14 protein-coding genes are annotated in these 20,916 nt (G+C 38.1%); 3 read left to right on the top strand and 11 right to left on the bottom strand.

Annotated elements, in window-relative coordinates:
- Positions 1 to 791 precede the first annotated feature (791 nt).
- From AN486_RS10550 to AN486_RS10565, 4 genes are all read right to left on the bottom strand, one after another.
- Positions 792 to 2,375: an HlyD family efflux transporter periplasmic adaptor subunit gene (locus AN486_RS10550; protein ID WP_053540063.1), complete on the bottom strand. Its 1,584-nt coding sequence runs from the start codon at positions 2,373 to 2,375 to the stop codon at positions 792 to 794.
- A gap of 364 nt (positions 2,376 to 2,739) precedes the next feature.
- Positions 2,740 to 5,733 carry a peptidase domain-containing ABC transporter gene (locus AN486_RS10555; RefSeq protein WP_053540062.1) on the bottom strand — a complete coding sequence of 998 codons (2,994 nt, stop codon included), beginning with the start codon at positions 5,731 to 5,733 and terminating at the stop codon, positions 2,740 to 2,742.
- Between the two features lie 56 nt (positions 5,734 to 5,789).
- Positions 5,790 to 6,494, bottom strand: coding sequence for a peptidylprolyl isomerase (locus AN486_RS10560; RefSeq protein WP_039200663.1), 705 nt, complete (start codon positions 6,492 to 6,494; stop codon positions 5,790 to 5,792).
- Between the two features lie 512 nt (positions 6,495 to 7,006).
- Positions 7,007 to 7,771: a COP23 domain-containing protein gene (locus tag AN486_RS10565; protein WP_053540061.1), complete on the bottom strand. Its 765-nt coding sequence runs from the start codon at positions 7,769 to 7,771 to the stop codon at positions 7,007 to 7,009.
- 667 nt (positions 7,772 to 8,438) lie between these two features.
- On the opposite strand from AN486_RS10565, the gene AN486_RS10570 reads away from it, so the two are divergent.
- From AN486_RS10570 to AN486_RS10580, 3 genes are all read left to right on the top strand, one after another.
- Complete coding sequence (locus AN486_RS10570) at positions 8,439 to 9,254, top strand: type 1 glutamine amidotransferase (protein WP_053541328.1); 816 nt, start codon at positions 8,439 to 8,441, stop codon at positions 9,252 to 9,254.
- 179 nt (positions 9,255 to 9,433) lie between these two features.
- The gene (locus AN486_RS10575; RefSeq protein WP_053540060.1) at positions 9,434 to 9,997 is read left to right on the top strand and encodes a GAF domain-containing protein; all 564 of its coding nucleotides are present in this window, start codon (positions 9,434 to 9,436) and stop codon (positions 9,995 to 9,997) included.
- Between the two features lie 254 nt (positions 9,998 to 10,251).
- Positions 10,252 to 11,367 (top strand): RRXRR domain-containing protein, encoded by a 1,116-nt coding sequence (locus AN486_RS10580; RefSeq protein WP_053540059.1) that lies wholly within the window; start codon positions 10,252 to 10,254, stop codon positions 11,365 to 11,367.
- 114 nt (positions 11,368 to 11,481) lie between these two features.
- Here the strand turns inward: AN486_RS10580 and AN486_RS10585 are convergent, their stop codons facing one another.
- The 7 genes from AN486_RS10585 to AN486_RS10615 all read right to left on the bottom strand — a co-directional run bounded on the left by AN486_RS10585 (position 11,482) and on the right by AN486_RS10615 (position 20,692).
- Positions 11,482 to 14,046: an AAA family ATPase gene (locus AN486_RS10585; protein WP_053540058.1), complete on the bottom strand. Its 2,565-nt coding sequence runs from the start codon at positions 14,044 to 14,046 to the stop codon at positions 11,482 to 11,484.
- Positions 14,046 to 14,438 carry a hypothetical protein gene (locus tag AN486_RS10590; RefSeq protein WP_053540057.1) on the bottom strand — a complete coding sequence of 131 codons (393 nt, stop codon included), beginning with the start codon at positions 14,436 to 14,438 and terminating at the stop codon, positions 14,046 to 14,048. Before AN486_RS10590 ends, AN486_RS10585 begins: the two co-directional genes overlap by 1 nt.
- Positions 14,439 to 14,677: 239 nt before the next feature.
- A complete protein-coding gene (locus AN486_RS10595; RefSeq protein WP_168636574.1) occupies positions 14,678 to 14,848 on the bottom strand; it encodes a hypothetical protein in 171 nt (56 codons plus the stop codon).
- 290 nt (positions 14,849 to 15,138) lie between these two features.
- Complete coding sequence (topA, locus tag AN486_RS10600) at positions 15,139 to 17,304, bottom strand: type I DNA topoisomerase (RefSeq protein ID WP_290600542.1); 2,166 nt, start codon at positions 17,302 to 17,304, stop codon at positions 15,139 to 15,141.
- A 928-nt stretch (positions 17,305 to 18,232) separates the two neighbouring features.
- Positions 18,233 to 18,373, bottom strand: a complete 141-nt coding sequence (locus tag AN486_RS10605) for a hypothetical protein (protein WP_168636572.1) — start codon at positions 18,371 to 18,373, stop codon at positions 18,233 to 18,235.
- A gap of 111 nt (positions 18,374 to 18,484) precedes the next feature.
- Entirely contained in the window at positions 18,485 to 19,324 is an 840-nt protein-coding gene (locus AN486_RS10610) for an FAD-binding domain-containing protein (RefSeq protein WP_053540055.1), read from the bottom strand.
- A gap of 783 nt (positions 19,325 to 20,107) precedes the next feature.
- On the bottom strand, positions 20,108 to 20,692 hold the full coding sequence (locus AN486_RS10615; RefSeq protein ID WP_168636570.1) for a hypothetical protein: 585 nt from the start codon (positions 20,690 to 20,692) through the stop codon (positions 20,108 to 20,110).
- Positions 20,693 to 20,916: the final 224 nt, after the last annotated feature.

Genomic DNA, 20,916 nt, shown 5'->3' on the forward strand with positions numbered 1-20,916 from the left:
TCCATATAAGTATCTGTTACCATGTTCTCATTTTTCTGTTGATTTAAAACGTTTTTTTAGTTTTTTATAGTCATTGAGGATAAAGCTTTCAATGATTCTGGACTAGGTTTTCCATTACAATCACCTCAGAATCAAAATTTCGTACTTAGTCGTTTTATTGACTATATATCTGCTTTAATAGTAATTATTCCTATTTAGCCTCAATAAATTTTAATCACCCCTCACAGGTATTAGTTCTTATGTACTAAATATATCGGTTTTCTTGGGGTGTGACACTTGGGGGTGCGGAATGTGGGTTAGACATCTCCCAAAAAAGATGTAGAGCCGAGAATCCCTACCCATGGAACGTCTCTACAAGGGTTTTAGGTCAATTGGTGTCAACTTAAGCTAAAGATGGCTTATTTGTTGGCTTCCACACCCACCCAGAAATGATAGTGTAGCGTGGCGTTAGCCATATTTCCGGGCTAATAGTGAAAGTATACTCAAAACGGCTTGATTGTTTGATTCTAAACGAGGGGTAAAGCAAGAGCTTCATAGGTGTCAACTTAAGCTCAAATCCCCACCACATCTCGTTCCTAGTCTCTGACTAGGAATGCAGTTGATGAGGCTCTGCCTCTAATATTATTGAAGGCAGAGCCTTCTAGAATTCATTCCCAGTCAGAGACTGGGAATGAGACGAATGAGACAAAAAAGTCCAAGTTTTAACCGTTTTGAGTATAGACATCTCCAAAAAAGATGTAGAGACGTTCCATGGAACGTCTCTACAAGGGTTTTAGGTCTTTTAAAAATCCCTAACGGACTTCGTTCAAACTCTCCACTTGCTTGGTAAACATCTCTGTAAATAAACTCATGACTGTCCGTTCTTCTCGGACTTTAATATTAGCAGTAATAGACATACCGGACTGTAAGGATATCTTTCTATCTTGATTGGTGAGACTTAATTGTTGTCTATCTAACTTGATTTTGGCGGGGAATCTATAAAATTGATGGTTTTGGTCGGGAGGTAAAGCATCTGAACCAATATCAATTACTTTACCCTTGATATCACCAAATTCACTAAAGGGAAAGGAATCAATTCTCACATCTACATTCATACCTTTCCTCACGAAACCAATATCTTTATTGGTGATGAAAACTTCGGCTATGAGGCTATCTTTGGGGACAATTTGTAGTAATTTTTGGGTAGAATTGGCAACAAAACCCGGATTTTTAGCTTGAAGATCAAAAATTACACCTCCTACAGGAGCGCGAAGTTCTTGATATTTAACGTTTAATTGTGTTTGGGAGATTTTACTATTAATATCTGCTAAACGCTGTTCATTTTCTAGAATAATTTTCATGAATTGACTATCAATTTCTGCAATCCGTTGTTTGTTAGCACCGATTTTTTCCAAAATAGTTTTATCAGAACTAGCAACTGTATTGGTTAATTGCTCTTTTCCTTTATCAATATCGAATTGTAGACGTTTTGCCTCTTCTTGTAATTGTGATATTTCTGCGGAAAGCGTTTGTACCTGTTGTTTTTGATTCAGATATTGCAGTTTAGAAATACCACCTTCTTCAGCTAAGGTTTTAAGACTAGCTAAAATCTGACTTTGAATTGCTAAACCATTTTTAGTATCTTGCAGTTTAAATATGGTTTGAGAAAGTTGTTTTCGGGTTTTTTCAACTTCTAAATCTGCGGCTTTAGAACGGGATTTTAATTCTGTTTTAGCAACTGCTAATAATTGTTGTTCATCAATTCCTGTACCTGCTGCTCCCGGTGAATTTCTTAATTGAGAACGTAATAATTCATTTTCTGCTACTAAGGAAGCGCGGCTTTTAAGCAGAAAAGCTGATTCTCCTGGGAGTCTACTGCGTAAAAATGCTATTTCAGCATCTATTCCGGTACTTGCTCCCATTAAGCGACGATAGATATTGTTTTCTTGAATTAAAGCTATCCGAATCTTATTCAATGAATTTAATTCGGCTAGGGTCGCAATGGAATCAAAGGTTAATAATAAATCTCCTGGTTTTACCTCTTTACCATCTTTTACATACAGTGATTTTACAACTCCATTTATAGGAGCTTGTACGTCTTTGACTGTTCCTTCTGGTTTTAATTGTCCTGTGGCGGGAACTACTTGCTCAATTTTCGCTAAACAAGCCCAAATAATCCCAAAACAAGCTAATCCCATGAGGGTGAGCATGATAGTTCTTGACCAAATTGGGGATTGGCGTAAGACTACAGATTGGTCGAAGTTATTAAAATTAAAATCGGGTTTTGGCTGTTTAGGAGCGGGTTTGGGTGGTGTTAATACTTGTGCATCTCTATAAGATCCGTTACCGTTTCCGTTACCGTTACCGTTGCTGTAACTACCATTAAGTTGAGTCATAATAATTTGGGATTTGGGATTTTAGATTGAATATTTAGTGGTGTGTGATTTTAGAGTTTGAAAAGTTTAATGTATTACTGCCTTTTTTCGTTTTCTCGTTCCATACTCTGTACTCTGTATGGGAATGAATTTATAAGAAACTTCAAATTAAAAAAATATCCCAAAATTTCTTGTGATGCAGTCCGAAAAGCCCGCTAATAATGCAAGGACGGGCAAGATGCCCATCCCACAAGATTGGACATTTTTTTTGTGGAGTTCTCTAACGGCTTTAGGCAGAGCCTCTGTAATGGCATTCCCAGTCAGAGACTGGGAACGAGATGAACAGGGTAAAGCATGAGCTAAACCCTTACAAATAACTGACAAATTACAAATTTACTTCCTGTTGTTGATAAAGATAGAAATAATGACCTTTAGCTGCCATGAGTTCTTGATGACTACCTTGTTCTATCATTCTACTGTTATCCATGACGACGATAGTATCGGCATTACTAACAGTATTTAAACGGTGGGTAATGAAGAAGACTGTGTTGCCTTTGAATGCACGAGCTAAGTTCAGACAAATTTGCCTTTCTGTCGGATAATCTAGAGCGCTGGTGGCTTCGTCTAAAACTAAGATTTTAGGTCTTTGTAATACAGAACGAGCGATCGCAATTCTCTGTCTTTGTCCACCAGAAAGGGCTGATCCTCTTTCCCCAACTCGTGTATTATAACCATTGGGTAAGGTCATAATAAATTCATGAGCAACAGCAATTTGAGCCGCTTCAATAATTTCCTCAGTTGTGGCATCAGGATTTGTTAAGGCAATATTTTCTTGAACTGTGCCATCAAATAAGAGCGTATCTTGGGGAACTACACCAATTTGCCGCCGCAGCGAATAAAGTTCGACTTTGGCAATGTCATAACCATCAACTAAAATTCTGCCAGATTCTGCGTCATAAAGTCTGAGCAGTAATTTCATCATTGTACTTTTGCCTGAACCACTTTGTCCGACAATGCCCACAAATTTACCTGCGGCAAATTCGACGCTGACATTGCTGAGTTGTAGTGGTCCGCTGGCAGCAAATCGGAAGGAAACGTTTTCATATTTAACAGCACCGCTAACAGCAGGAAGGGGAATATTATTCCGATCTATTTCTGCTTCTTGTGGTGTGTCCACAATATCACTTAATCGTTCTAAAGATAAACCAGTTTCTTGGAAGTTTTGCCAGATTTGCGCCAACCGTAAGATTGGGGTAGTAACGTAACTAGAAATAATCCGAAAAGCAATTAATTCTCCTAATGTTAATTCTCCTTTCAAAACTAAATAAGCTCCCACCCATAAAACTAGTAAACTGCTAAGTTTACTGAGAAACTGACTGGTTGAATTCGCTAATGTGGAAGTGAGAACAGTTTTAAAACCGGCGGCGACAAACTTGGCATATTTCTTTTGCCAAGAAAACCGGGAGCGTAATTCAATATTTTGGGCTTTAACTGTTTGAATACCTGACATAACCTCAACCAAATATGATTGAGTTTCGGCATTCCGTTCAGCTTTAGTTCTTAATTGTCTACTCACGGTGGGAGCAGCGACTAATGTCACCACCACAAACAGAGGAATTGTCCCTAATCCGACGAGAGTTAGTTGCCAACTGTAAAACAACATGACAACTATATAAACGACGGAAAATAGGGCATCTAACACTACTGTTAAAGCCGTACCGGTGAGAAACTGACGGATATTTTCTAATTCATTAATTCTGGTGGATAGTTCACCAACTGGTCTTTTATCGAAATAGCGCAGTGGTAAGCGTAGCAAGTGGTCAATAATTTGTGACCCCAAACTCATATCAATGCGGTTGGTGGTATCTACAAATAAGTAAGTCCGCAAGGTGGTTAATACTGCTTCAAATACACCCACTGCTAATAGTAATACTCCTAGAATATTCAGGGTACTAATACTATTTTGGACGATGACTTTATCAATAATTAGCTGAATAACTAGAGGATTAGCGAGGGCAGCTAGTTGGACGAAGAAGGAAGCAATAAATACTTCTATCAGTACCCGGCGGTAACGTGATAAGTAAGGAACAAACCAAGATAACCCAAAGCGTTCTTTCGGTGTTTCTTTGGTTGCACTCAGTAATAAAACTCTAACTTGTGGTTGAAGATTAGCGTCATCAGTTTCTAATTCTTCTACCAATTGACTAATTTGGCAGTTGATAATGCCTTGAGATGGTAAACCCAAAACTACTGTTTTTCCATCTACCGCATAGAGGACAGCAAAACTGTCACGATAGCGAATTAATGCTGGTGTAGGAATCCGATTGATGGAAACAGCAGGAACATCAACTAGCTGGGATTTAAGTCCAATTAGTTCTGATAAATAAGCGCAAACTTGAAAAGATATACTCCCTTGACGCTTAATTTGGTCGGTTAAAATCCGCCGCACTACTTCTTTCCGAAAGGGCATTTCTAAATGCTTGGATAGCATTTGAAAACAAGCCAGAGTGGCATCTAATTCTCCTTGTCCCCGGAAAAATGGATAGTTTTGATTTTTAAATTGCTTGTTTGATGTGGTGGGGGGAACAAATTCTGGTTCTTGGGCGTAGGGAATTTCCGAATCTACTCTGCTATCTGATATAGTTTCTAATGTTTCGGATTCAATGGTAACACCATCAAGTAATGATAGGTCTTGAGGATTAATGCCCAATAAGCGGAGAGGAATGTTGCCTTTAACTTCAATTACGTCGGTTTCTAGACGAGAACAGGGTGGGAAATTGGGCAGGGAACTACGACCACTCACAAACCAAATGCGATCGCTATCTAATTCTCTTAAAGCCGTTTTTCCTGGTGATAAATAATGAATTTTTGCTTCTAATTGAGCCTGTTGGGTAATGTCTTTGAGGTTGTGATTTACTAAAGCTTTTTGCGCTACCTGGGAACTCAAAATATCAAATATTTCAATTGGGTGACTTATGTGTTGACGAGCTTGAGCAAAGGCTGGATTGCGGTTGATAAATTGCAAATAATCTGCGGCTTTCCAGGTTAAACAGATGACTTCGGTGGAAGCGATCGCTGTTTCACAAGGAAGTTCACGCAACCAAGCAATTTCGCCAATTGTTGCCCCTGGTTGCAGTAATTTTAATGTAATTGGTAATTGGTTTTGGGGATTATATCCCAATAGTCTGACGTTGCCTTGATAAAGAATGGCGATCCTTTCTGGTAGTTGTTCTTTACCAATAATTTTTTGTCCTATGCGATAACGCAAAGGCTGGAGAATTTGTGACGATAAGAGGTTATTAATTTCCTCTTTCGATAATTGATCAAATCCTTCAATACTGGCAATGAATTCTTCAAAGGTACTCTGAATATAAGTCATATTGATTGAGTTATTTATTTCACTTCATTTTGGCGAAAAGGTTGATATTTGGCGATTTATATGGTCTGAATCTGACATTTTTGTTCTGTCATTTGTGTTTGTAACCACTGATTAAATCGTTCATTTAGTAATCGTTGTCGCATGGGACGATCTAGTTGGGCTGGGAGTATTTTTTCTAATCGGACAATTACTAGGACGTTATTGATTTGAGTCGGTGGTGATAGTTGTTGTGGTTGACTTTTGGAGAGGATATTCACCAATGTGGGATGGAGGGATTGTAAATCTATGGGTCCGACTAAGCCATCTGTTTGGGATTCTGGTCCTTGGGCGTATTCCCGTGCTAATTCCGCAAAAGATTGTTCACCCTCTTGAATACGGAAGTAAATTTCTTGAGCGATACCAAGTTCTGAGGTGGTAATTAGGGAATAAATCACTCTATCTAACTGGGTTTTCCGTTGAAAAAAGTAGGAGTTTAAATCCCCTCCCCAGGTTTCCTCTTTGAACTTTTCTAGTTTTAATTGTCGTACCGCCATGATTTTCAGTTTTTGGAAACTTTCGCTCTGTGGTTCTAGTCCTTGATATTGTTGGGCTAATTGTTCGCAGGCTAGTTGTTCTTCTTCTGGGGTACAGACAATTTCTGCGATCGCTTGATCAATGAATATTTCCTTAATTAATAGCGGTAATAGCTGGTATTCCGACAATAATGATAAAACTTCTGTAGGCTGGAGGGTGCGATCGCCCAATTGTAGAACTTGATTCATATTATTTGTAATCAGGTTTGTCACCATTGTTAATTTCTCTTCAAAAGATAGTAGAACTAGATTGTCACCAAGTTATATTTTGGTTAAATTATACAATTTATGACAACTTTACTCTGCTTTGGTTTCAGTGTAGTATTTAAATACTAATTATTTGCCAATAACCAAAAGTTGATTTCTGGGCATTTAAGTAGTCAGAGTGTTGATATTTGGATATTATCGTACCAACTTACCATAAATTAATAAATTTGTCATATCAAACTTACTTTGTAGGAAATGGGGAATAATGACGAATTAGCAGCCTAAATTAGATAACCAGTCATTGCGGTTATTGCGTATTCTTCACTTACCCACTAATCTTCAAAAACCAATCCATCCTGAGAAATAATTACAACACCTAATAAGTTAATACAGGACAAAATTATATAAAGGGTAAATTTAATTTCTCTAAAAAGGTAAATATAATCACAAAAATACTGTAGGGGCAAACCCCCTGTGGTTGCCCGGAATCATAATTAACGAAATCTGCCCGGATTTAGCCGATTGGGGCTTTGGCGTGTGGTACTACCTTTAATTGCTACTCCATTTCTCAGTTTTCCACCAGTACCACCATCTTTAGGATCAAGGTATGGTTTCAAATTAATCCCACCTTTAGTAGAAGTAACTTGATTCTTGCTACCACCTAAAAGCGTTTGTCCGAGACTGTATAAGCTATTACCATTACTGCTATTACGATTAGTGTAAGTATTGACAGCAATAGTTTGTTGTCCACTATCAGCAGTAGTTAAATTTTGGAATACACTATTGCGAATAGTATAAGGATCTTTGCCACGAGGGACTGTTAAGACAATTCGACAACTGGGTTGGGCTTCGGTGGTGACACAGATAATATTTTCGCTATTTTCTACGGCTATTTGCAGTTCTTGTAATCCATCTGGGCGATATGATTCTAAACGGGTGGCGATCGCTTGACAACGTTTCTGAGCATCCCACCCGCCTCCTAAACTCTGAGGTGCAGCCCAAGCAAAGTATTGTCCTGGTTGACTTTGGGGCTGATACATGACTGTAAACTGTCCATTGTTAGACTGGCAACTAAATCTGGCGCTACTGTCAACTGTGGTGGAAGTTGGGATGGTGGTTGATGAACCTGATGGTACTGTAGTAGATGAACCTGATGGTATTGTAGGAACAACAACTTGAGCAAAAGCCACAGTGTTACCAAAAAATAAAGAACAGCCCAAACTACTCAACAATAAAACCCGAAGTGATTGTAATGACATAAATATAACCTCTGTGAGAAACAGGTAAATAGTTGATATCTCTATTGACGGAGAATATATTTTTTTGATTCATTAACAATACCTATTTTTTTGTTTTTAGTATACATAGCAGAAACCGCTACAAGCTACGAAGGATTATCAGCAGCTTACAGCGGTTTCTTGATTAGGTTGTGGTTCAATACAAAAATAATAGAAGTGGACTTGACAAGCAATCAATTAAATTCGATTTAAACCACGCTTCCCTTATTTCTAATGGGCAGGCACTTCTGGCTGCGAGTTCAACACCTCCAATAACAATTTGGTGAGATTTAGGCGAAAAAACTTTGACAGGAAGCTAAAATCTAAAATTGATTGCCGATACATTAGAGCAGGAGGCACAAACTCTAATGAAAAGTTTGGATTTAAGGTTTGACTTTTAACCTTTTTGTACCATACCCTTAATCTAGCATGAGTTTTTTTATTTGTGTTGTCTGTTTACTAAACTTGAAATTTATTAATATATTGCAACAATTCGGAATGGGCGCAGACCTCACAATTCGGAATGGGCGCAGACCTCACAATTCGGAATGGGCGCAGACCTCGCAATTCGGAATGGGCGCAGACCTCACAATTCGGAATGGGCGCAGACCCTGCGCCCCTACTTGACTCCTGCTATAGTAGAGGTTTTATAAGTTATAAACCGATGGAAATTATTATTGGTTGGCTATATCCCAAGTTGATGAGTACCTATGGCGATCGCGGAAATGTGATCACTATCCAACGTCGCGCTCAATGGCGGGGGTATAATGTCATTGTTTTACCCTTAGACCAAGAGTCCACCACAGAAGATATAAAATCAGTAGATGTGATTGTTGGTGGGGGCGCACAGGATCGTCAGCAAGAAATTGTCATGAGGGATTTGCAAGGGGCAAAAGCTGAGGCAATGCGTGATAAAATCGAACGTGGCACGCCGGGAGTTTTTACCTGTGGTTCTCCCCAACTGCTGGGAAATTATTATGAACCAGCCTTTGGACAAAGAATTGAAGGTTTAGGAATCTTAGATTTAGTTTCTATTCATCCTGGTGAAAATACTAAAAGATGTATTGGTAATTTAGTGATAAAAGTTACAGCTTCCCGGTTAGCGCAAGAACTAGAAGCAATGACAGGGACAAAACCTTATTTGGTCGGGTTTGAAAATCACGGTGGCCGGACTACATTAGGAAAAGTGGAAGCTTTAGGGCGTGTGGTGTATGGTTTGGGGAATAATGGAGAAGATGGAACAGAAGGCGCGTTTTATCAAAATGCGATCGCTACCTATTCTCACGGTCCATTATTACCAAAAAATCCTTTTGTTGCCGACTGGTTAATTCAAACTGCGTTAAAGTTGAAATATCAGCAAGAAATTAAACTTTCACCTTTAGAAGATACTTTGGCAATGCAAGGACGGGAAGCGATATTGAAACGCTTAAAAGTTAATTTGCCCAGTGTGGCTGGAGTTAGGTAATAGGTGATGGGTAATGGGTAATGGGTAAAACATTCTTCCCAATTACCAATTACCAATTACCAATTACCAGCCTAATAAACTACATTATTTCTTTATTAAATAAGAATAATTTTCTGTACAATGTCTGATAAATTTCTATAGAAGCGTGAAATTGTGTAATTAGTTATTATTTTAAATCTGTGCAACTTCCTTTCGACTCCGCTCAAGGTAAACCTTCTTCCCCAGAATTTGAAAATCGCTCAAATTGTCACCCTGATGAGGGGTTGCAAAAATTACTTAATCGCCTTGTTATCAGAATAGAACGCGATGAATTAGTGCGAAAAACGACAAATCACCTGAGAGAATCACTTCAGGCTAATCGTGTAGTATTGTATTATTTCTATGAACAATGGCAAGGGCAGGTAACATTTGAATCATTGAGTGCTGATGAATATTCGATTCTTGGTTTTACCGGACCAAGCGGTTGTTTTAACCATGAATATGCTGCTTTGTACTTAGAAGGAAGAGTAAGAGCGATCGCTGATATAGAATTAGAACCAATTCAGGATTGTCACCGTGATTTTCTTCGCAGTATGCAAGTTCGCGCCAATTTGGTAGTACCAATTCTCATACCGCGAGGATTATGGGGACTATTAGTAGCGCATCATTGTCAAAATTCCCGTAATTGGACATTAACAGATATTGAACTAATGCAAACGGGAGCGCGAACTTTAGCAACAGATTCTAATATTTTAGAAAGTTAATAAATTATAATTGTATTCAAATCGAATACCCTCTAACATTGTCAATAACTCAGCCCTAAAGGGACTGAGCTTGTAAGAAATCAAGACTTACGTGTTTGACTAGCTCATTGAGACGTAATTTGGTACGAACTTCCAGATACTTCCCTAGTCTGGATTATCTTCAAGCTATCTTGTAATAGCGTTGGTTAAAGCCAAGACATCTTGATTGCGTTGAGCAAAGGGACATTAAACTTTACTCGAAGGATTATCTCTTTATGCGAGTACCCGTAATTTCAGTAGACAATACGCCATTAATGCCAACTAAACCAAGTCGAGCAAGACGATGGATCAAAGATGGTAAAGCAATCGGCAAATTCGACAAACTTGGCATTTTCTATGTCCAGTTATTAGCCGAACCAAGTAATACCGAAACGCAAGAAATAGTTATTGGTTTAGATCCTGGTAAACTTTTTTCAGGTATAGCGGTTCAATCCAAAAAGTTCACCTTGCAGATGCTACATTTAGTTTTGCCATTCAAAACAGTCAAAGACCGGATGGAGCAACGATCAATGATGCGACGTAATAGGCGCGGAAGGCGAATCAATAGGAAACTGTCTTTCAATGTCCGTAATCATCGCCAAGCAAGACTTGATAATCGTCGTGGCTCAAAATTGCCTCCAAGTATTAGGGCAAACAAAGATTTAGAATATAGAGTAATTAGTTTACTCCTCCAACTTTATCCAATTAAAACTATTGTTATTGAAGAGGTTGAAGCACGCGGTAATAAAGGCTTTAGTCCCGTTATGGTTGGTCAAAGATACCAAATTAGCCGACTATCAAAACTTACAAATGTCGTTTTGAAGAAGGGCTGGGAAACATCAAACCTTCGTAAGCATCTGGGATTGCATAAAGAAAAATCCGATAAATCTTTGCAAATACCAGAAACGCACGCTGTTGATGCAGTAACGTTAGCTTGCTCTGAATTTGTTAAATACCAGACATGGAAAGGAGCTAAAAATCATGGTGCATCTTGGGTAGGAGGCGTAGATGTCACTGAATCCCAATTCACTATTGTGCGTCGCCCACCAATTAGCCGGAGGCAATTACATTTAATGACCTTTAGTAAAGGTGGTAATCGTCGGAAATATGGTGGATCTACAACTCGTCATGGATTTAGAAAAGGTGACTTTGTGGAAGCAAGTCAGGGCAATAAAACATTCTTTGGTTGGGTTAGTGGAGATACTGAAAAACAAGTCTCTGTCAGTGACGCTAATTGGAAAAGACTAGGACAATGCACTGTTAAAAAAGTTAAGTTGATACGAAGATCAACAGGTCTAATTACCACTGCGGTTAAAACCGCCCGTGTCGCTTCCCTCTCAGCACTAAAGTGACTGAGTTTCCCACTTACCGCGAGGTCTTATGAAATAAATGTTGGGTTGACGTAAGAAAACCCAACCTACTTGCTAACACACTTTTTTAGGGTCTCATTTTTTATGTAGAAGGTTTTAATTACCTGAATCTTTATGAGGATATTTACGATTATATTTCATTCTCAATGATGATTTAAACAAGCGGCCAACTCGTAGTTCGCCAGTATACTTAGGACGATCTTCAAACATTCCCACTCTCTTCATACTCTCAATCGCATTCCTGATTTTTGATTTATCTATCTGTGTTTTTTCAGCTAGTTCAGAAATACATTGATCTAACTTAAAAGGTGTTTTCAGTCCATCAAATGCACTAAGTAAAGACCTAATTTTTTGTTCATTTTCAGACATATGATCTGCAAGATTAATTAGATAGTTTAGTTCAGAACGCAACTGCCCTAAATAATCTTTTGCTGCTGCTTCATGAGCTATAACAATGAGTGAAGGATCGATTTTACCATCTTCAATTTGTTTACCTGTAAAAGAACCTACATCAGTAGATGTGGGATTTGCAATTACTTGAATAAATTTATCGAAAATACGTGGATAGTAACGAAGTTTATCAGTGGTGCTACCTTCTGGTGTTTCGCTGGCACTATCTGCAAAATATGTTTTCAGAAATGTTTTAGTAGCCAGATTATTTCTCCGCAGTTTTTCTGGGAAAGCCATTAATAATAAATTTTCGCATTCTTCAGTAGATAAAACACCTCTCTGAATATCTTCGCGTTTTTCTTCTATTCTTTTTATTAAGTCTGGAAAATTTTGTCGATACCAGTTAATATTACGTATTCGAGATAATATAAAATTAAATATTTTTTGGGTATCCCAATTCAGATAAATTACCTTTCCAAATATTTGTTGCTCAATGTTCTGATAGCCTCTTTCAGCTAAATCAGTTCTTAAGAAAATTTTAAACTGTAAACGATTTGATAGTCTATCATCAGATTCAATAGTTTGAATAAATCTAAAAAGGCTTTCAATATATGTAAAAGTAAGTTTAGCATCAAAAGCAGTTTCTAAGCCATCAAGAAGAAAAGTACGCTTTGGACTTTGATTTAATTGATCAATAATTAAATTTATAATAGTTCCATTAAAATTCTGCTCTAGTTTTCGAGAAAAATTTTCTCTTAACAATTCTCTTGATGTTGTCTTTGTTTCTAGGGCAGCCAAAAGTAAATTCCACCATAAATTCTCAGGCGTATCTCGATAACGCTCAATAGCTGTCGATAGTTCTGGACTAGGAGATTTCAAACCTTTGTCTTCTGCATTATCAGCAGTTACAAGTAATGGTTCACCAATTTCTGCTTTGGCTAGTTCTTTTAATAATCGAGTTTTACCTGTACCTTTTCTACCAAAAATATATGAAATTGAATTGTCAGGTATAAGAAGTTGTTGGAGAGCATCTGTCTGGATCAAATCTCCTTCATCTGTAGCTCCACTTGGGGTAAGTATATTATTTTGAATCTGCTTTTTAGAAGCTATATTTAAAATACTGCGTAGACTATTAAGTTTATCAAAATTTTTGGGTGCTAGTTGATTTTTATCTGGTAATCGGCTATATCTAAAAGCACTGTCATAAGGCCAAATAATCCAATGATCTCTAACTTCAACAGCAGAAAGTTCTGAATCTTCATCCTCTGATTCTTGAGATATTATCTCTGCCAGCATATCTAGTAATGTTTCAATTTGTTGATTATTCCTGTTTATATATGATTCTTCATTCTCATTATCTGGCTGCCAAGAAACAAAAACTCCAGGATTAGAAATATGTGTTCTCAAGACAGATTCTATGAATTGTTTAGCGGGTAGCCATTGATCATCAAGACGAACACATACAACTGTTGGTCCTGGAAGTGTAGTCATCCAGGGTAAAGTTACTGGTGAAAGTCCTGCTCGATGATCGATTAAAATGATATCGTATTTTTCAGCCGCAAATTCAGAGATTCGCCTAGCTGCATTCTCAATTATCATTGGTTCAAGAGCAGAGCGCAGAGCAAATGCCGCAGCATCAATATTAAAATCTGGCGAAGTTGGCCGACAGGCTAATAAATCTACATATCCAGCTAAAGGTATCGACTTAACACGCTCAGGTTTTATTTCTGCAACAGACTGAACTACTCCTAGCAAAGTTCCTGAAATAGAACCGGAAGTTCGTCCATAAATTACGTCTAATGATGGGGCTTCAATGTCACTGTCTATAACAAGAACTTTCCACCCATCTTCAGCTAAAACTGTAGACATGAGTCCAAGTAGAGTGGAACGTGCTTGTCCACCTTTATATCCATAAAAATGGACAATTTTTAGTTCTTTTGAAACCTGATCATTAACAACTGATTTTTGAAATTGCTGTTCGATAAGAGAACTTAACCAATGATGTCCTCTTTCTCGTGGACGATTTTCAGGATATTCTAGTGCAAATTCCTCTGAGGTAAGAAGTCTTAATGATAGCAGGGAATTAAGGAGTGTAGTCCTTAGTTCTGCCACACTTATATTAATATCCTGAGCAAAAGATATTTCACGTTCTTCATCATCAATATTTTGAAACTTGGGAGACAGATAGATAATATGAACGTAAGGAAATCTAAATATGGTTTGTATTTCTCCGAGCTTTTTTGCTTCTTTGAGTAGTTGAGCAGCATTCATTACAGAGATACTCCTTTAGTTCTTAAACTTGTCTTGATGTCTCTAATAGTTTCTAACGCATCTCTAATTTGAGTATCCGTAGAGGTTCCTGGAAAGTCCCCTTCATGTCTAATGTATCTAATACCGGGGTAATTGTCACCGTCCACAGGAACAGCATTTCCGGTTATATCGGTACAACGCAACACACCAAGTTGTGATCGTAGTTGCTGTGCAAGTGAAGTCTCACCTAAATCATTAACCCAAGTAATTATTGTATGCCCCTTTTTCCAGGGTGGATTAAGATGATCTTTAATAGCAAGTTCCAGAGCTACAAGTGAACAATACAACGATAATAGATAATTGCTGCTGTCTGCACCAGTGGTAAATGCGGCTCTGTTATAAGCATGAGTCATATTTGACACTAAGTATTAAATTAAAAAAATAGTTAGGCTGATTGTATCATATGATGTTGATATTAAATTTAACTAAAATAAAGCTCGCATGAGCAAGTAAGTTTTAAAATTCTGGAATTATCTACAACCTATTCCTCAACAGTTAGGGACTTCCAAATAAAAAAATACTCAACCACCTAACGCAAAAATCTCTCAAACCCTTATTCCTCTGTGTCCTCTGCGCCTCTGTGGTTCGTTAATCAGGATAATTTATTTCTTGGAAGTCCCTTACCCTTCTTTGAAACTGGTTGAACTTCCTGTTGTAGTGATTCTAGCAGTGATTGTACCAATTGCCAGCGATAGCGAAGCGCTCCGGAGGAATCGCTCATTGGTAATTTTAGCACTTGTTTTTGCAATTCTTGTAATGTCATGAGAGGATATTAAAATCTATTTCGTCTCAATTATACAGCATATTTTATGTAAGTGAAGTACACCAATAGCATTGTGTTTACAGAATAAATGTTGATTGGATATTGTCAGAATCAGGATATCCAGGATTAAAGGATTTACAGGATTGTGATTTCTAGATTTTCTGTAAATATTTAAAAACAAAAAATGATAATTACAATAACAGTATATTCTCTATCATTCAAAAATCGCTATTTTTCATCAACAATAAAAAATAACATCCTGTACATCCTTAAATCCTGGGAATCCTGATTTAGACATTTAAATTCCCAAATTTAGGACTCCACCATCCTTTGGCAGTATGAAAATAAGCCACATCCTTATGTTTCGTATCCTTCCATGAATCTTGACCAGAACACCGCAGCATAGTTTTATTTTGCCCATCTTTGAGGTAACTGTATTCCTCCAAAGGTTTCTTGCATACAGGACAGGGATATGCAGTGATTTTTGCTGAAGGTTTGGGAGCATTTTCATCTGCAGATGTTTTAGGTTTCGGTGCTTCCCACTTTTTGTTAAAATCACTCCAAAATAGGACAATGTTTTCGCAACCACTCACACATTTAAGAAAGTATTTCTTTTTAACTTTACTGCTGGGAATTTTAGCTAAACACTCCTTACAATCAGGACAACGAGTTTTAGAAGTTTCATATTTTCTTTCAACAAAATTATTATTTTTACCTGTAGTTGATGAATTAGTAACTACAGTTTTAGCTTTGGAAAGTGCAGGAACAAAATAACTTTGATTCCAAGTAGTTAGGTAATGTTGCCAAGAGTTTTTTCCTTCAGAAATTGCATCTAGGGCATCTTCCATTTTAGCAGTAAATTCGGCTTCTAATAAATCGGGTAAAGCCTTTTGTAAAAATTCATCTACTCCTAAACCCAAAGCTGTGGGTTGAAGATTATCTTTTTTCAACTCCACATAATTGCGTTTCTTTAAAGTAGCAATTGTCGGAGCATAGGTACTAGGACGACCAATTCCTTTACGTTCCATTAATTGGACAAGTTTGGGTTCGCTATATCTGGGTGGTGGTTGGGTTTGTTTTTGATCATGTCCCGCTTTGGCTAAATTCAGTTTTTGTCCCTGTTGTAATAAAGGCAAAACTGCATCTTTGCTCAGATTCAGCCAATATTTTGCATAACCGTAAAATTCAATTACCTGCCCTCTAGCTTGCCATAAGATATTACCTGATTTCGTAATTACTAGAGTTTTACGAAGTTGAGCCGGACGACATTGAGAAGCGATCGCTCTTTTCCAAATCATCACATATAGGTTAAACTCATCTTCAGGTAATTCTGCCCGTAATTGCACTGAAGGACGAAAGACATCTGTGGGACGAATGGCTTCATGTGCCTCCTGAGCGGTTTTACTACTGCGCTGCTTGGCTACTTGCTGAGGCACATTTTCAGGGTCATTTTGTTCCAACCATTGACGAGCGCTCGCACAAAATTCAGGACTCAACATGACTGAATCTGTTCGCATATATGTAATTAATCCTGCCTCATATAACTTTTGTGCCACCTGCATGGTTTTATCGGGGGAAAATTTCAACTTTGAACCGGCAGCTTGTTGGAGGGTGGAGGTGGTAAATGGTGGAGGGGGTTGACGATAAACCAGTTTCCCTTCTAGGTGAATAATTTGATGAGGATGACGTTTTGCTTCTTCAACTAATCTGTTTGCTTCTGCTTCCGAAAGAACACGCTGAGATTCGGGTTTTTCTGGGTTGTTACTAGCTGCATCATCGTGAGTTTCCGTTTCTGGTTCTGATGTTTCTTTCTCAGTATTTGCCGTACCTTTGTAAAAAGCCCGAAATCCTTCTTGATAATCTACCCACACACTCCAATAATCTTGGGGGACAAAAGCCAGAATTTCTCTTTCCCGCTGACAAATTAGATGTAATGTGGCGCTTTGAACTCTACCTACACTTTTTGCCCCGTTATTTAATGCCCAAACTAGGGGACTACCTTTGTAACCTACCAGTTTATCAAGACAATCTCGACATAATCCGGCACCGATTAAATTAGTGTCAAGTTTTCTGGGATGGGCGATCGCATTTCGCACTGCTGATGGTGTAATCTCAGTATAAACTACTCGTTTGGGGTCTCTTAATCCTAACGTTTCTTTAAGATGCCAAGCAATGGTTTCTCCTTCTCTGTCTGGGTCTGTAGCTAAAACAACTTCATCAACTTGCCTAACAGCGGCTTTTAATTGTTGAATTGTTTCTTTTGCCCTTTGGTCACGGGGGACATAATTGCAGCTAACAGTATTACCATCCATTGTAAATCCTAGTGAATCATCACCGTCGTTACTGAGTTCGCGGATATGTCCACAACTAGCGCGGACAATCCAATCTGCACCGAGAATTTGACTCAATTTTTTGACTTTTCCGGGAGATTCGACCACTAGGAGGCGTTTAGGCATGGCGCTTGTTTTTGATATGCTTTATCTAGGATAATTGAGAACGAGTGTATTTACCATTCATAGCACAAAGAAAAATTAAGTAATTGGACAAAAATATTTATACTCAACACGGCTTAATAATTTGATTCTGTGGGTAGGGGTAAAGCAAGAGCTTCATTGGTGTCAACTTAAGCTCAAATCCTGATGATATCTCGTTCCCAGTCTCTGACTGGGAATGCTATTACAGAGGCTCTGCCTCTGTTTTCATAGAAGGCAGAGCCTTCTAGAATTCATTCCCATACAGAGTATGGGAACGAGAAATTCATTCCCAGGCGGGCTATGGGTTTTACGTTAATACTATTAGGGACTTCCAAGAAATAAATTATCTTGATTAACGAACCACAGAGGCGCAGAGGACACAGAGGAATAAGGGTTTGAGAGATTTTTGCGTTAGGTGGTTGAGTATTTTTTTATTTGGAAGTCCCTTAGACTGGGAATTCATTCCCAGGCGGGCTATGGGTTTTACGTTAAGTTGACACCAATGAAGCTCTTGCTTTACCCCTACAAATCTAGGTTTTTCGTAATTTTGTAAAAGTCCATGTCTCAACCGTGTTTAGTATACGGTCATTGCGAGCGAAGGGAAGCAATCACAACCCTTGCGATTGCTTCATTTCACTTCGTTCCATATGGCTAACGCCACGCAGCGCTTACGCAATGGCATTGTGTAATTAATTTTGCCTCACTACTTAGAGCCGCTTTAAAATCCTTAAATTATACTGTAAAAAATCAATTGGGAAAGGACTATTTAGCTCATATCACAGCAATTTTCTCATTAAAACAAGGTATAAACATCTAAAAACCCGATCAAGGTTGACCGGGTTCTAATGAATTTGCAGGTTTCAAATGATTAAAGTGAGTAAGTGAATTTAAGTTACTAAGGGTGGACTTTCTAAAACGCAAATACAGCATCTCCACGTCTTTCCGCTCTGGGATTTGGCCTCGCCACCTCATCTAGAGTTTGGCTAGTTGCCACTTCGTCATCAATAACGCTGTAATTGTCGGGCTGATGATAGGGGACACACTGAATCATTTACCCTTTCTTTTAGTTGGTTTTTATTTGCTTGGTGTCCTATGCTTTTAAGATATCATTTGATTTTTGAGATAGGACTTATTCTTTACATTTATTAACAAATTGGTGGGCTTATCTTCGATGATTGCCTTTTTGCCAACTTTGACTATTAGGCTGTTTGCTGAATTTAGCTTGAGGAAAAAGTCGCTGTTCTATTTGTTCATAACTGCCTTCAAAGTCGCATTTACCGAAATGGGGACATTGACGACAATAAACGCCTTTGCTGTAACGTTCTAGATTCTCACGGTTGAAAAAATAGGGTTTATGACTAAATGTACTTGCTACCCATTGCCATGACATATTGTTACTTGCTGGATCACCGTCGAGTAAATGTTGAAGAAACCATTTTGCGCCGGCTTGCCATTGAATATGTCGCCAATGGATAATATAAGCTGCTAACCACATTCTTATATGGTTGTGTAGGTAGCCTGTTTCTCGTAGTTCCTGACTAAAGCTGTCAATGCAAACTAGTCCTGTCGTTCCGGTTGTGATATCTTCAGGTAGTTGGGCTGCGTAGTCTGTTGATTGATAACCGGTTTTGAATTCTTCTTGATTTTGCCAAATCTCGTTTCCTAGTTTGACATATAATCTTTGCCAATAATCACGCCAGCCTAATTCGTTAATTAGTTTATTAGCATCCTCTGGATTCTCAATTCGGTTCAGTATATATTCTCGAACTTCCCGCAAACTCAAGACTCCATGACGAAGGTATGGTGACAATTTGGTAATGTCACCAGTTAGGAAGTTGCGGGTTTTTGCGTAAGCTATGGGGTCAATTTTTTGTAGCGCTTGTTGTGCGGCTTTCCTTCCTCCGGGAATATCGCTAATGTGATCATCTTGTGCTGCGGCTTGGGGGAACTGTTCCTTGAGATATGCGACTAATTCGGCTCGATTTTGGAAATCACGTAACATAAAATTTGTATATGTAGGTGAACACAATAAAACCAAACTGTGTAAAGAAACGTAAAATCGCCCAAACCCTCTTCACTCTTGCCTCTTGCCTCTTGCCTTTTGCCTTGCCATAACGACAATTTTCAACGCCAACCTACTTATGTCAATTTAAGATTTTAAGAATAATTAAACGCAGATAAACGCAAATAAATGCAGATAAGGAAGGATGAGTCAATGTATTTTATGATTCTGTGGAGATTCACGTAAAATTGGTATTAGTAGTTTACAATCAGATGTGGTTTTATCCCCTAACTAATTGGTCTATATCCTAACTCATTTTACCTATTATAGTAGGTTGGCGTTGAAAATTGTCGTTATGGCAAGGCAAAAGGCAAGAGGCAAGAGGCAAGAGTGAAGAGGGTTTAGGCGATTTTACATTTCTTTACACAGTTTGGTTTTATTGTGTTCACCTACTTATACTCAAAACGGCTTGATTGTTTGATTCTAAACGTAGGGGTAAAGCAAGAGCTTCATTGGTGTCAACTTAAGCTCAAATCCCTACCACATCTCGTTCCTAGTCTCTGACTAGGAATGCAGTTGATGAGGCTCTGCCTCTAATATTATTGAAGGCAGAGCCTTCTAGAATTCATTCCCAGTCTCTGACTGGGAATAAGATGAACAGCATTAATATTTAAAATGAGTTCGTAGGGGCGCAGGGCCTGCGCCCAAATAAGGACTGCGCCCAAGCAAGGAATGTACCCAAACAAGGACTGCGCCCAAAATATTATGCGCTCAACATCGTATTTATCTTGAAGATACATTAAAGGAATTTAAAAACCCTTCTATACTCTTAGTTAAAAACTTCTGTCTTTTTTTGGTAGTTTCCGCACTTACTTGATATAACCGGGTTTTAACTAAATATATTCTTAGTTTGACAATGTTTACTCCTGGTTTACTATAGCTAATTTCCCTGCCAAAATAAGAACCTAATCTAATTTTTTGTTCACTAATTAAAGTTCCTTTGGCTTTTTTAACCACATTATTGCGTCCGTTATCTAAAGCCTTTTCAACCAGCTTTTTGCGATTTAATAATTCAATATATTCAGAGGAATAATCAACATAACCAACGGCATAATTAACTTCCTCTTGTTGGCGTTCAACACTAAACAGATTTAATTTAATTTTCCCCGATTTTGTATTTACTGTTTGTTTAGTCTCTCTGGGATTCCCTGGCATTAAAATCCGAAAACTACCGTCAGCAGGAGAAAACAACTTCCAGATAGATTTCGCTACTTTTACCTGTTGGTTAGCGGCTATAGTTGGAGTAATTGTATATCCGCCACATAAAACCACCAGCGCAAGAGAATAATTGAGAAATCTTATTTTCATGATTATCGAATTTAAGTAGGTGAACACAATAAAACCAAACTGTGTAAAGAAACGTAAAATCGCCCAAACCCTCTTGCCTCTTGCCTCTTGCCTTTTGCCTTTTGCCTTGCCATAACGACAATTTTCAACGCCAACCTACTTAATGCTATGAAATTTTATAAGAAAATAGGCTAAAAACCCTTGAGGGCAGGTTTTGGACCTTGGCGGAAAAACTTAACTGTCCT

It is taken from the genome of Anabaena sp. AL93 (genome assembly GCF_001672085.1).
Classification (GTDB): Bacteria; Cyanobacteriota; Cyanobacteriia; order Cyanobacteriales; family Nostocaceae; genus Dolichospermum; species Dolichospermum heterosporum.